Consider the following 12,805-nt stretch of genomic DNA (forward strand, 5'->3'; position numbering starts at 1 on the left):
GGCGCGCACGGATCAGCGGGCGGCCAGGACGAACCACCGCGCCGGCAGGTCGATCCGGGTTCCGTCCGGCAGGTGCTCGGTCTGCGGCAGTGCCGTGTCCCCGCTGTCCAGGGTGATGAGCCCGGCCGCCCGCAACACCTGCGGCACCTCCTCATCGGTGGCGCTCGCCGGTTTCAGCCCGTGGTCGAAGACCCGCCGCAGTTTCTTGGGCGGGCCGTCCGGCCCCTGTGCCGCCTGTCGCAGCACATCCTGGGAGGCCGGGGTCAGTTCGGCGACGAACGCCCGGCCCCGGTTCCCCAGCAGCGTCGCCACGGCCGCCGCGACCGCGGGCCTGGCCTCGGGTTCGCTCTGGTGGATGACCGCCCGCATGTACACGTTCGTATCGCCGATCCGCTCGTGCAGGGCCCGCACCGCGTCACCGTCGACGAGGTCCAGCTGGACGAACTCGGCGGCGCCTTCGGGGTCCGCCCGCCGTGCGTGGCCGATCGCCGCCTGAGAGAGGTCCACGCCGATCGCCCGGGCGAACCGGGTGGCGAGGTAGCGGGTCTGGGTGCCGTTTCCGCAGCCGAGGTCGGCCACGGGCAGTGCGGCATCGGCGTACGGCAGGAGCAGCTCGCTGTGCGGTGCGGCGCTCAACGAGGGGTCGGCGTCCCAGATCGCCTCGCCGGGTTCGTCCGAGGTGGCGGCCCAGAACCCTTCCCACGACTCACGGTATCGCTGTGACACATCCATGCGCACTCCCAAGTCCGGCCGTACCGAGCCCATTTCGCTCAGCACCGGACTACCGCCCCGCGGCGTCCGGGGCAAGGGTGCGCACCACATCGACAGCCCCGGTGAAGACGTCCTTCACCAGGCGTTCGACCGGGGGCGCGGGAGGCGGGAGAGGGACAGCTCGAACCAGACGGTCTTGCCGCGCGCCGTGGTGCTCGTGCCCCATTCCCGGGCGAGGCTGCTCACCAGGACCAGCCCGCGGCCGGACTCGTCGTCCGCGGCCGCGTCGAGCAGCGTGGCCGGGGCGGGCTCGTCGTCGGTGACCTCGCAGAGCAGAGCGCCGGTGCGCACCAGCCGGAGCCCGATGTGATGGGTTCGGCCGTGCTTGACGGCGTTGGTGACGATCTCGCTGACCATCAGTTCGGCCGCCTCCACCGCGTCCGGCAGCTCCCAGTCGAGGAGCCGGCCGCGGACCAGCCGGCGGGCCCGGGCCACCTCGCGCGGGTCCAGGGCCAGTTGCCATGCGGCGACGTCGTCGTCCGGGATGCCGTTGAGCCTGGCCATCAGCAGGGCCACGTCGTCCTTGCGGCCACCGCTGGGGTTCAGGGCGCGGATGATCGTGTCGCAGGCGTCGTCCATGGACGCGGCGGGATGGGCGGCGGAGGCGCAGAGAGCGGCCAGCCCCGCACCGATGTCCTGGCCGCGCACCTCGACCAGACCGTCGGTGCAGAGCACCAGCCGGTCGCCGGGGCGCACCCGCACCGTGGCGGTCTCGAAGGCGACCCCGCCGACGCCGATCGGGGCCCCGGTCGGCAGGTCGAGCAGTTCCGCCCGGCCGTCCTCCGCCCGCACCAGTACGGGCGGGATGTGTCCGGCGTTGGCGATCTGCAGCTCGGAACGGATGGGGTCGTAGACCGCGTACAGGCAGGTCGCGAGGTACTGCTCACCGAGCCGCTGCGCCAGGTCGTCGAGGTTGCGCAGCAACTGGGCGGGAGGCATCTCCATGGTGGCCATGGTCAGCACGGCGGTCCGCAACTGCCCCATCATGGCTGCGGAGTTGAGGCCATGACCCATGACGTCGCCGACGACGAGGGCGGTCCGGGAGCCGGGGAGTTTCACCGAGTCGAACCAGTCACCGCCGACCCTGCCGAGCCGGGCACCGGGCAGGTAGCGGGTGGCGATGTCGCAGCCGGCCATCCGTGGTTCGATCTGCGGCAGCATGCTGTCCTGGAGGGTCTCGGCGACGTTCTCCTGGTAGGTGTACATGCGGGCGTTGTCGAGGACGAGCCCGGCCCGGGCGGCGAGTTCGGCGCCGGTGGTGCGGTCCATGTCGTCGAAGGGCTCGCGGCCGGGGCGGCGCATCAGCACCATGAAACCGAGCACGACGTCACGGGCCTTGAGCGGAACGATGAGCAGCGAGCGGTGCGTGATGAGGGGCCGCAGGTCCCGCTTCTCGAACTCGCCGGAGATCCGGTTGCTCAACTCCTCGCTGACCTGGGGCACGATCACGGGTTCGCCGGTGACCATGCACCGGAAGAACGGGGTGTGCTCGGGGAAGGCGATGGATTCGCCGACGGGCACGGTGTCGTCCCAGCGGCCGGGCTCGTCGTTGTGCTCGACCCAGACGCGGTGCCAGATCGTCGTGACGTCGGGCGGTCCGTCGGAAAAGCCCTCGCCGGCCAGGACCGCGGCGCGCAGATGCGTACCGGCGAAGTCGGCGAAGCGGGGGACGGCGGCGCTGGTGACCTCACGGATGGTCCGTTCCAGGTCGAGGGAGGTGCCGATGCGGCCGCTGACCTCGTTGAGGAACTCCAGCCGCTCGCGGACCGCCGCGTACTCGAGGTCCAGTTCGGGACGTGGTGCGGTGTGCGGGACGGGCACATCCCCGGCGCGGGCCTGCGGGCCTTCGGCGGTACGCCGCCCGGCGCGCTGCGGCGCACCCCAGTCGGGGGTCACCGGGATCCGGTCGTGCCGACTGAACTCCAGTACGGGATAGCCCAGTTCCAGGACCTGGGAGACGATCCTGGTGGCCTCCCGCACGCTCATGCTGGGCAGGATCTCGGGCAGCCGCGAGGAGAGTTCCCGGTAGCCGGGGAAGTCGGTGTGCAGGGCGAATCCGGGGGCAACCGTCTCGCTGCCCTGCCCCTCGCCCTCCCCGTCGCCCCGCAGCGGCTCGGCGTCCGCGGCGAGCACGAGCAGCCGCTCCGGGCCCGGTCCGACCAGCGGATAGGCCCACCACAGCACGTCGATGCGGCCGCGGTCCGGTTCGTCCACGCGGGCCCGGCCCGCCGCCGGGTGGACGACGGTCCCGCTGAGGGAGCTGTCGAGCTCGGGGCCGAAATCGGCGTACGCGCTGTCCGGCAGCGGGTCACCGCGTCCTCGTAACGCCCCGTTCACCGGCAGGAGTTCACCCGCGGGGCAGCCGACGGCATCCGCCCGGGAGACCCCGAAGAGTCTCCTCGCGCCGGTCGACCAGTGCGAGACCAGGCCGTCCGCGTCGACGACGACCACGGCGAGCGGCACGCGGCCCGCCGCGGCGTCGTGCGGCTGTGGTGTCCTCTGCGGCGGCACACCGAGGTCCATGGGCGGAAGGCTCCTTCCCCACCGCAAGGCTCTGCGATGCGTGCGTCCACGGTACGGCCCCGCGACCGGCGTCGCGGGTCATCGGCGGAATCACCCCCGAGGGGGTGGTGCGCCCCGCGTACCCGATTGATCCGGACGGCACACGGAACACCGTGCGTCAGTCCTCGTGGCCCAGCTGGAGGTCCCGTTCGGTGCGCCCACCGCCCGCGACCTGGAGCACGGTGGCGACCGGAGGATAACCTGCGGCGATCACGGTGTACTCACCCGTGGACAGGTCCACGAAGCGGAACGAGCCGTCGGGGCCGGTGGTCAGCGTGTCGACCACGTTGCCCGCCGCGTCGAGGAGCGTCACCCGGGCGTCCTCGACGGGCCGCCCGCCACTGGCCCGGACGATCCCGCGCAGCACGGCGCCGCCGGCCAGTTCGATGTCCTGCCGGGTCTCCCTGGCCGCCTGCACGCTGACCGGCAGCGCGGCGGGCCGGAAGGCGGGTGCGGAGGCGGCGAGGGTGTACTCGCCCGCGACCAGCTCCGTGATCACGTACCCGCCCTCGCGCCCGCTGCGGGTGGAGGCGACGACCTCGCCGCGTACGTCGGTCAGGGTGACGGCCGCGTCGCGCACGGGGACACCGTCCGCGGTCACGACGGTCCCGGCCAGCCGTCCGGCGCCGCCGAGCACCACGTCCAGCTCCACCGGCCGTTCGCCGACCGTGACGCTGACGGCCTGCGGCTGGTGGCCGCCCGCGGCGGCGATGAGCACGTACGAACCGGCCCCGGGCACGCTCAGCGCGTACCGCCCCTCGTCCCCACTGGCGCCTCTGCCGACCTGCTGTCCCTGGACGTCGATGAGGGTGAGGGCGGCGCGCGGGACCTTCGTACCGTCGGGATGCTGGACGCTGCCGCAGACCGGCACTCCGGAGAGGTAGCCGGAGGAGGGCGCGGCGGGGTCGGTGCGGGCGGAGGGGATGGTCGCGGGCTCGGCTGCGGTTTCGGGGCTGTGGTGGGACACCAGCGGTTTCTCCTTGAGGAAGAAGGCGAAGAACAGGCCGAGCACGAGGACCGGCACGAGGTAGAGGAAGATCCGGGGCATCGCGTCGGCGTACGCCTGGATGTAGGCGTCGCGCAGCGCGGGCTCCATCGCGTGGACCAGCTGCGGCGTGATCGACTCCGGGTCGGGCAGACCGGCCCCGGAGGGCAGCCGCACGGCGAGCGCGTCGGCCAGCCGTCCGGCGAAGAGCGTGCCGAACACGGCGGCTCCGACGCTGCCGCCGATCTGCCGGAAGTAGTTGTTGGCACTGGTGGCGGTGCCGAGGTCGGCGGGGCGTACGGAGTTCTGCACGGCCAGCACCAGCACCGGCATGATCAGTCCGATGCCGAGGCCCAGGACCGCCTGCGCGATGCTGTATTCGAGGCGCGGGGTGTCGGTTTCGAGCCGGGACAGCAGCCACATGCCCACCGCCGAGATGGCGCTGCCCGCGATCGGGTAGACGCGGTAGCGGCCGGTCCGCGAGATCAGCTGGCCGGAGACGACGGAGGCGCCGACGATGCCGCCCATCATCGGGAGCATGAGGAGCCCGGACTCCGTGGCGGTGGCCCCGTCGACCATCTGCAGGAAGGTCGGCAGATAGCTGGCGGCGCCGAACAGCGCCACCCCGACGACCGCGCCGACCAGGGCGGTGACGTTGAAGATCGAGTCGCGGAACAGCCGCAGCGGAATGATCGGTTCGGGCGCGCGGTGCTCGACGGCGAGGAACAGCAGAGTCGTTCCGGCAGCTCCGGCGGCCAGCCCGAGAATGGTGCGCGACCCCCAGGCGTACTCCGTGCCGCCCCAACTGGTCAGCAGGACGAGGCAGGTGGAGGCGGCGGCCAGCAGCACGGCGCCGAGGATGTCGAGCCGGGGCCGGACGGTGGGCTTGGGCAGCTTCAGCACGACGGTGATGACGACGAACGTCACCAGTCCGAACGGCACGTTGATGTAGAAGCACCAGCGCCAGGAGGCGTGGTCGGTGAAGAAGCCGCCGAGCAACGGGCCCGCCACGGAGGCGAGTCCGAAGGCCGCACCGATGAGCCCCATGAACCGGCCGCGCTCCCGGGGCGGTACGACGTCGGCGATGATCGCCTGCACGCCGATCATCAGCCCGCCGCCGCCGACGCCCTGGATGGCACGGAAGGCGATCAGCTCGTCCATGGTGCGCGACCAGCCTGCCAGCGCGGAGCCGACGACGAAGACGACGATCGCGAACTGGAAGACGCTCTTGCGTCCGAAGAGGTCGCCGAGCTTGCCGTAGATCGGGAGACCGATGGTCGAGGCGAGCAGATAGGCGGTGACCGCCCAGGACATCTTCTCCAGGCCGTGCAGCTCACCGACGATCTTCGGGAGAGCCGTCGCCACGATCATCTGGTCGAGCGCCGCGAGCAGCAGCGTGAGCATCAGCCCGACGAAGACGAGCCGGATACGCCGGGGGTCCGTGGCCCCGTCATCGGAGGGCGCCGGGGCAACGGGCTCCGTCGCGGCGGGCGGCGGAGGCGGGACGGCCGCGGGCACCGTCTCGGTGCGCTCCGTACCGCCGGGCTCGTCCTTCACCAGCGTGATCCCACCCACCACGTGCCGCTCCCCTCGTCGCACTGCCGCCGCCCATTTCTCGCATTGCGCGATAAGTGAGGGCAAACGCGACGAGGGGGCGCTGACGGCGCACTCAGGGGCTTATCCCCCGGTGGGAGCCACTACGGCGCACAACCAAAGCGCAGAAAAAACCACCCGAACCGGTGAGGCCGGGCAGACCCGCCGGAGACTACTTCTCCACCTCGGTGGCGAGGTTCTGCAGCAGCTCGTCGTAGATGCGGCCAAGCCCCTTGGGCGCAAAGGTCTTCTCGAAGAATCCGCCGATGCCGCCGGCCCCGTTCCACACGGTGGAGACGACGGCCTTGGACCGGCCCTCACCGGCCGGGGTGACAGTCCAGGTCGTGACCATCGAGGAGTTGCGGTCCTTCTCCACGAGCTGCCCGTCGGTGGGCTCGGTGACCTCCAGCAGGCAGTCGCGCACTCGCTTGCTGGTGGCCTGGAGCTTCCAGTGGACGAGGGTGCCCTCGCCGTCGCCGCCCTCCCGGACCTCGTACTCGCTGAAGTGGCCCGGCAGCACCTTGCCGCGGACGTCCTTGTAGTCGGCCAGCGCGTCGAACACCGCTTCCGCGTCCGCCGCGATGATCCGCTCTGTCGTGGCCTCGACCTGCGCCATGGCTGTTCCTCCAGCACTCGGTTGTTCGGGGGTGTGCTGAGCCAACCACCTCGGCAGCCCCGCTCAAAATCCGGTCCGGGACGAAGGGGAGAAAACGATCAAGGGAACAAGTGTTCTATTCTCGGGGCAGTGCTACCGAGGAGGCGTCCATGCGCTGGGACAATCTGGCCGATAACCCTGCCGAAACCACCAAAACCGGTACCGGCGCGCTCTTCGCCGCGGACGCGGTGACGACCCGCACGTTCGACACTCCGGAATTCCGGGGCATCACCTTCCACGAAATACGGGCCCGCTCGATCGTGAACCGGGTGCCCGGCGCATCCCGGATGCCGTTCGAATGGACCGTCAATCCCTACCGGGGCTGCACTCACGCCTGCGTCTACTGCTTCGCCCGCAAGACCCACAGCTATCTGGACCTCGACACCGGGCTTGGCTTCGACTCGCAGATCGTGGTCAAGATCAACGCCCCGGAGCTGGTACGCCGCGAGCTGGCCTCACCCCGCTGGCACGGCGCGCACATCGCGATGGGCACCAACGTCGACTGCTACCAGCGGGCCGAGGGCCGCTACGCCCTGATGCCCGGCATCCTCACGGCCCTGCGCGACCACGCGAACCCCTTCTCGATCCTCACCAAGGGCACGCTGATCCTGCGCGACCTGGAGCTGCTGCGGCAGGCCGCCGAGGTCACCGAGGTCGGCGTCTCGGTCTCGGTCGGCTTCACCGACCCCGAGCTGTGGCGGACCGTGGAGCCCGGCACCCCCTCCCCCGAACGACGTCTCGACGTCGTCCGCACCCTCAGCGAGCACGGCATCGGCTGCGGGGTTCTGATGGCGCCCGTCATCCCGTACCTCGGCGACCGGCCGGACCAGCTGCGGGCGACGGTCCGCGCGATCGCCGCCGCCGGCGCAACGTCGGTGACCCCGCTCGTCCTCCATCTGCGTCCGGGCGCCCGGGAGTGGTTCATGGAGTGGCTCGGCCACCACCATCCACACCTGGTGCGCCGGTACGAGCGGCTGTACGCGGACGGCGCGTACGCACCCACGTGGTACCAGCGCCGCATCACCCGGTACGTGCACGAACTGGCGACGGAGTACGGCATCGGCCCCTCCCACCACGGAACGCCGCGCGGCCTCCGCGAGCCCGACGAGCAGCGGACCCCGCCGCCCGCCTCCGAGCCCACCCAGCTGACCCTGCTCTGACCGGGGCCGCGCCCACGGGGGCAAACGGGTCATCTCTCACCGGAACAGGTCCTTCCGGCCCCGAATACGGGGAGCATGCGGCGGGGGCTGCGCCACCCGCAGCCGTGTTCCCCCACCACGGGAGGCCATATGACGAACCGTTCAGGAATTCTGTTCGCCGTCGGGGCGACGGTCGCCGGTCTGGTGACCGCCGCGCCGGCACCGGCGAGCGCCGTCGGCGAAGCGCGGGGCGCAGCCTCGATCGAGTGGACCGGCTGCGGCACCCAGTCGTCCCCGACACTCCAGTGCGCGACCGTGCGCTCCCCGCTCGACCATGACCAGCCGTCGGGCCGTCAGGTGACCCTCGCCCTGACCCGGGTCCCGCACACGGCGAAGACCTTCCAGGGGCCGCTGCTGGTCAACCCCGGCGGCCCGGGCGGCAGCGGTCTGTCCATGGCCGGTTTCGTCGCCGCCTCGCTGCCGAAGGCGGTGGCCGCCCAGTACGACGTGATCGGGTTCGACCCGCGCGGAGTCGGCAGGAGCCGCCCGGCCCTGGACTGCGTACCGAAGTACTTCGACCCGGTACGGCCCGACCCGGTGCCGCACTCCGTCCAGGACGAGCGGACCAACCGCAACCGCGCCCGCGACTTCGCGGCCGCCTGCGGGAAGAAGTACCCGGACCTGCTCCCGTTCATGGACACGGTCAGCGCGGCCAAGGACCTCGACGTGATCCGGCGCGCGACCGGCTCCCGGCAGCTCAACTACTTCGGCTACTCGTACGGCACCTACCTGGGCTCGGTGTACGCCAAGCTGTTCCCGGAGCGCGTCCGGCGCCTGGTCCTCGACTCGAACGTGGACCCGGACGGGGTCTGGTACGACGACAACATCAGCCAGGACTACGCGTTCGACACCCGCCACAAGGCCTTCGCCGCCTGGGTGGCCAAGTACGACGCCACGTACGGGCTCGGCAGCGACCCGGCGAGGGTCGAGGCGGCCTGGTACCGGATGCGGGACGCGGTGAGGAAGCACCCCGCGGGCAGGAAGGTCGGTGCCGGCGAGCTGGACGACACCTACCTGCCGGGCGGCTACTACAACGGCTACTGGCCCGATCTGGCCGAGGCGTTCGCCGCCTACGTCCACGACAAGGACGAGCAGGCCCTGGTGAAGGCGTACGAGCGCTTCGCCGCGGTCGACGCGGAGGGCGACAACGGGTACTCGGTCTACTCGGCCGTGCAGTGCCGGGACGCGCAGTGGCCGAAGGACTGGAACGTCTGGCGCAGCGACAGCCGGCGGGTCCACGCCAAGGCCCCGTTCATGACCTGGGGCAACACCTGGTACAACGCCCCGTGCGCGGACTGGCCGGTGGAGCCGCTGAACCCGGTGCGGGTCTCCAACCGCGCGCTGCCCCCGGCGCTGCTCTTCCAGGCGACGGACGACGCGGCCACCCCGTACGAGGGCGGGGTCACCCTGCACCGCAAGCTCAAGGGTTCCAGCCTGGTCGTCGAGGAGGGCGGCGGCAACCACGGCGTCACCCTGAGCGGGAACGCCTGCCTGGACCGGTATCTGGCGGACTATCTGGCCAAGGGCACCGTGCCGCGCGGGAAGGGCGGCGACGTGGACGCGGTCTGCGCGAAGACGCCCGACCCCGAGCCGGCGACCGCCAAGTCCGCGCGCCCGGCCTCCCGTACGGACGCGAGCGGCGGAACGCTGCACGGACTGCTCGGCTTCCGGGGCTGAGAAAGGACGTTGCCGCAGTTCGGAGGCGTGCGCGAGGATGGGCGGATGACCACTCGGCCCGTGCCCGCGCACGCCCCCGTCACCCTGATCCGGGACATGACCATCGACGACTGCGAAGCCGTCGCGAGGGTCCGGGTGCGTGGCTGGCAGAGCGCGTACGCCGGCCTGATGCCGCAGGCGCATCTGGACGCGATGGACATCGCCGCGGACGCGGAGCGCCGCCGCGGCTTCTTCACGGAGGCCGGCCCCGTCGTCGACGTGGTCGCCGAGCGGGCGGGCCTCGGCGTCGTCGGCTGGGCGGCGTACGGGCCGTACCGCGAGGACGGCAGGCGGCTCGCCCGCGGCGAGGTGTACGCGATCTACGTCCTGCCGGAACAGACGGGGACCGGTGTGGGCCGGGCCCTGATGGCGGAGGTACTGACGCGCGCCGCCACGGCCGGCCACCCCGATGTCGCGCTCTGGGTGCTGAAGGAGAACGCGCCGGCCCGCCGCTTCTACGAACGTGCGGGCTTTCGCCCCGACGGCGCCGAGGAGCCCTTCGACGTGGACGGTGTCGCGGTGCCCGAGGTGCGCTACGTACGCCCCCTCAGCCCGCCGGCAGCCGGCTGAGCGCGTCCTCGGCCGCGTCCGCGAGACGCGGGTGCGGCAGGGCGGCCTCCAGGACCGGGCGCGCCTGTACGTCGCCGAGCTGCCCGAGGCCCTCGACGCAGGCGAGCGCCACCCGCCAGTGCGGTTCGTCCGGCCCCAGCAGCCGGGACAGGGTGCTCATGAGAGCGGGCACGGACTCCGGGGCCCTCAGCTCGGCGAGCAGGCGGACCGGGTACAGGGCATAGGCCGTGCGCAGGGAGTTGGTGGCGAGGGCGGCGGCCGCGCGCGGCGTGCGGGGGTCACCGAGGCGGGCCAGGGCATGGGCGGCGCCGACGCAGCGTTCCGGGTCGCGATGGTTGAGCAGCAGGACCAGAGTCTCGAAAGCACGGCGGTCCCCGCCGCAGCCGAGCCGGTACGCGGCGATCTCGCGCGCCCAGAGCGGGCGTTCGCGCTCGATGAGCACCCGCGCCAGTTCCTCGTCGTCATCGGTGGCGAGCAGTTTGCGGTAGGCCGCCGACTCCCCCGCCTCGTCCGCCAGCCGGTGCGTCAGTGACCGGTACTCCTCATCCATGACCGTAAGCGTATCGGTGGACACGCAGCGTGCCGACGGCGGCCGTGGATGTGAGGGGGGCCACAACAACCGAGGACTGGCGCGCTCGTTACTCGCCGGTTAACCTCATGTGAGCGGGACACTCCCCCGCCGGCTCCGGTGGCCTGGTGACGCAGCCACCCGGAGTGTTTGTCGGTTCGGCAGCTTGTGAGACGTGACTCCGGGACAGAGTCCGTCGCCCTTTACCGGTCCCGGCGTGCGGTTCGCGCCCGGGACCTGAGCACCACGACAGGCAATTCCCGCACGCCTCACGCCGGTCGGGCCCTTCGGCCCTCTCATCGGCCGCGCGCCGCGTGCGTCCCTCAGTCGTCACTCATCCCTGGAGTCCCGTGATGGACACCCCGTTCAGCACCATTGCCGTCGTCGGCCTCGGCACCATGGGCACCGGCATCGCCGAGGTCCTGGCCGGCGCCGGCCGCGAGGTCATCGGCATCGACATCGACGACGCGACCGCCCGCCGGGCCGTCGCCTCCCTGGAAGCCTCCACCGCCCGCGCCGTGCAGCGCGAGCGGATGACGGAGGAGGAGCGGCGCGACGCCCTCGCCCGGTTCCGTACCTTCTCCGACCTCCAGGCCGCGGCCGAGGCGGATCTGGTCATCGAGGTCGTGCCGGAGACGTACGAGATCAAGCAGCAGGTCTTCCGCGAGCTCGACGCGATCGTCTCCCCCACCACCATCCTCGCCACCGGCACCAACGCCCTGTCGGTGACCCGTCTCGCCGCGGAGTCGCAGCACCCGGAGCGGGTCCTCGGCCTGCACTTCTTCAATCCGGCGCCGGCGATGAAGCTGGTCGAGGTGGTCTCCTCGGTGCTGACCGCGCCGACGGCCGTGGAAGCCGTCACCGCGCTCGCCCGGGAACTGGGCAAGGAGCCGGTCGCGGTCGGTGACCGGCCGGGGTTCGTCGCCGACGGTCTGCTGTTCGGCTACCTCAACCAGGCCGCCGCGATGTACGAGGCGAACTACGCCTCCCGCGAGGACATCGACGCGGCGATGAGGCTGGGCTGCGGTCTGCCGATGGGCCCGCTCGCGCTGCTGGACCTGATCGGCATCGACACCGCCCGTACCGTCCTGGAGGCCATGTACTCCGCCTCGCACGACCGGCTGCACGCCCCGGCACCCGTCCTGGGCCAGCTGAGTGCGGCGGGGCTGACCGGCCGCAAGTCGGGCCGCGGCTTCTACACGTACGCGGAGCCGGGCAGCCAGACCGTCGTGCCGGACGCGCTGACCCCGGCGCAGGACGCCGGGGCGGGCGCGGGCCGTACGGTGCGTACGGTCGGCGTCGCAGGGTCCGGGACGATGGCTTCGGGGATCGCGGAGGTCTTCGCGAAGGCCGGGTACGACGTGGTGCTCGCCGCGCGCAGCCAGGAGAAGGCGGACGTCGCCAAGGTCCGGATCGCCAAGTCGCTGGAGCGGTCGGTCACCAAGGGGCGGCTGACGGCCGGGGCGCGGGACGAGACGCTCGCCCGGATCACCGCGGCGGGGTCGCTGGACTCCTTCTCCGGGGTCGACCTGGCAGTCGAGGCCGTGGCCGAGGACCTGCTGGTCAAGCAGCAGCTGTTCGCCACGCTGGACAAGGTGTGCCGGCCGGGCGCGGTGCTCGCGACCACCACCTCCTCACTGCCCGTCGTCTCGATCGCCCGGGCCACCTCGCGTCCCGAGGACGTCATCGGGATGCACTTCTTCAACCCGGCGCCCGCGATGAAGCTGGTCGAGGTCGTCCGGACGGTGCTCACCGCGGACGAGGTGCACGCCACGGTCCGTGAGGTCTGCGGAAAGGTGCGCAAGCACCCGGTGGACTGCGGGGACCGGGCCGGGTTCATCGTGAACGCGCTGCTGTTCCCGTACCTCAACAACGCGATCAAGATGGTCGAGGAGCACTACGCGACCCTCGACGACATCGACGCCGCGATGAAGCTGGGCGGCGGCTACCCGATGGGCCCCTTCGAGCTCCTGGACGTGGTCGGGCTCGACGTCTCGCTCGCGATCGAGAAGGTGCTGCACAGCGAGTTCCGCGACCCGGGCCTCGCGCCGGCGCCACTGCTGGAGCATCTGGTGGCCGCGGGCTGCCTCGGCCGCAAGACGGGGCGCGGTTTCCGCGAATATGCCCGCCGCTGACAAGCCCCGGTCCGCAGGGCCCGTCGCAGGGCCCTCCGGACCGGGAGCCGG

Annotated in this window: 9 protein-coding genes; 4 read left to right on the plus strand and 5 right to left on the minus strand. The window is 71.8% G+C overall.

What is annotated here, in order from left to right:
- Positions 1 to 12 precede the first annotated feature (12 nt).
- The 4 genes from OG959_RS03645 to OG959_RS03660 all read right to left on the minus strand — a co-directional run bounded on the left by OG959_RS03645 (position 13) and on the right by OG959_RS03660 (position 6,527).
- Positions 13 to 732, minus strand: coding sequence for a class I SAM-dependent methyltransferase (locus OG959_RS03645; protein WP_326656547.1), 720 nt, complete (start codon positions 730 to 732; stop codon positions 13 to 15).
- 114 nt (positions 733 to 846) lie between these two features.
- Positions 847 to 3,294: an ATP-binding SpoIIE family protein phosphatase gene (locus tag OG959_RS03650; RefSeq protein ID WP_326656548.1), complete on the minus strand. Its 2,448-nt coding sequence runs from the start codon at positions 3,292 to 3,294 to the stop codon at positions 847 to 849.
- Between the two features lie 157 nt (positions 3,295 to 3,451).
- The gene (locus OG959_RS03655; RefSeq protein WP_326656549.1) at positions 3,452 to 5,896 is read right to left on the minus strand and encodes an MFS transporter; all 2,445 of its coding nucleotides are present in this window, start codon (positions 5,894 to 5,896) and stop codon (positions 3,452 to 3,454) included.
- A gap of 187 nt (positions 5,897 to 6,083) precedes the next feature.
- Positions 6,084 to 6,527 carry an SRPBCC family protein gene (locus OG959_RS03660; protein WP_326656550.1) on the minus strand — a complete coding sequence of 148 codons (444 nt, stop codon included), beginning with the start codon at positions 6,525 to 6,527 and terminating at the stop codon, positions 6,084 to 6,086.
- Positions 6,528 to 6,676: 149 nt separating this feature from the next.
- Between OG959_RS03660 and OG959_RS03665 the strand changes: the two genes are divergently transcribed.
- The 3 genes from OG959_RS03665 (at position 6,677) to OG959_RS03675 (ending at position 10,051) form a co-directional block, all read left to right on the plus strand.
- Entirely contained in the window at positions 6,677 to 7,726 is a 1,050-nt protein-coding gene (locus OG959_RS03665) for an Rv2578c family radical SAM protein (protein ID WP_326656551.1), read from the plus strand.
- A 129-nt stretch (positions 7,727 to 7,855) separates the two neighbouring features.
- Entirely contained in the window at positions 7,856 to 9,442 is a 1,587-nt protein-coding gene (locus tag OG959_RS03670) for an alpha/beta hydrolase (protein WP_326656552.1), read from the plus strand.
- 45 nt (positions 9,443 to 9,487) lie between these two features.
- On the plus strand, positions 9,488 to 10,051 hold the full coding sequence (locus OG959_RS03675; protein ID WP_326656553.1) for a GNAT family N-acetyltransferase: 564 nt from the start codon (positions 9,488 to 9,490) through the stop codon (positions 10,049 to 10,051).
- Here OG959_RS03675 and OG959_RS03680 read toward each other — a convergent pair.
- Positions 10,029 to 10,601, minus strand: coding sequence for an adenylosuccinate lyase (locus OG959_RS03680; protein WP_326656554.1), 573 nt, complete (start codon positions 10,599 to 10,601; stop codon positions 10,029 to 10,031). The two genes, OG959_RS03675 and OG959_RS03680, sit on opposite strands and share 23 nt — an antisense overlap.
- Positions 10,602 to 10,972: 371 nt before the next feature.
- On the opposite strand from OG959_RS03680, the gene OG959_RS03685 reads away from it, so the two are divergent.
- Positions 10,973 to 12,754 (plus strand): 3-hydroxyacyl-CoA dehydrogenase family protein, encoded by a 1,782-nt coding sequence (locus tag OG959_RS03685; RefSeq protein WP_326656556.1) that lies wholly within the window; start codon positions 10,973 to 10,975, stop codon positions 12,752 to 12,754.
- Positions 12,755 to 12,805 lie beyond the last annotated feature (51 nt).

Origin of the sequence: Streptomyces sp. NBC_00385, from assembly GCF_035917155.1 — a bacterium.
GTDB lineage: Bacteria > Actinomycetota > Actinomycetes > Streptomycetales > Streptomycetaceae > Streptomyces > Streptomyces poriferorum.

Bases quoted from the DNA above. Each gene is read 5' to 3' on its own strand.
- OG959_RS03670 (WP_326656552.1), top strand. From the start codon at position 7,856: ATGACGAACCGTTCAGGAATTCTGTTCGCCGTCGGGGCGACGGTCGCC.
- OG959_RS03660 (WP_326656550.1), bottom strand. From the start codon at position 6,527: ATGGCGCAGGTCGAGGCCACGACAGAGCGGATCATCGCGGCGGACGCG.
- OG959_RS03680 (WP_326656554.1), bottom strand. From the start codon at position 10,601: ATGGATGAGGAGTACCGGTCACTGACGCACCGGCTGGCGGACGAGGCG.
- OG959_RS03650 (WP_326656548.1), bottom strand. From the start codon at position 3,294: ATGGACCTCGGTGTGCCGCCGCAGAGGACACCACAGCCGCACGACGCC.
- OG959_RS03645 (WP_326656547.1), bottom strand. From the start codon at position 732: ATGGATGTGTCACAGCGATACCGTGAGTCGTGGGAAGGGTTCTGGGCC.
- OG959_RS03675 (WP_326656553.1), top strand. From the start codon at position 9,488: ATGACCACTCGGCCCGTGCCCGCGCACGCCCCCGTCACCCTGATCCGG.
- OG959_RS03685 (WP_326656556.1), top strand. From the start codon at position 10,973: ATGGACACCCCGTTCAGCACCATTGCCGTCGTCGGCCTCGGCACCATG.
- OG959_RS03665 (WP_326656551.1), top strand. From the start codon at position 6,677: ATGCGCTGGGACAATCTGGCCGATAACCCTGCCGAAACCACCAAAACC.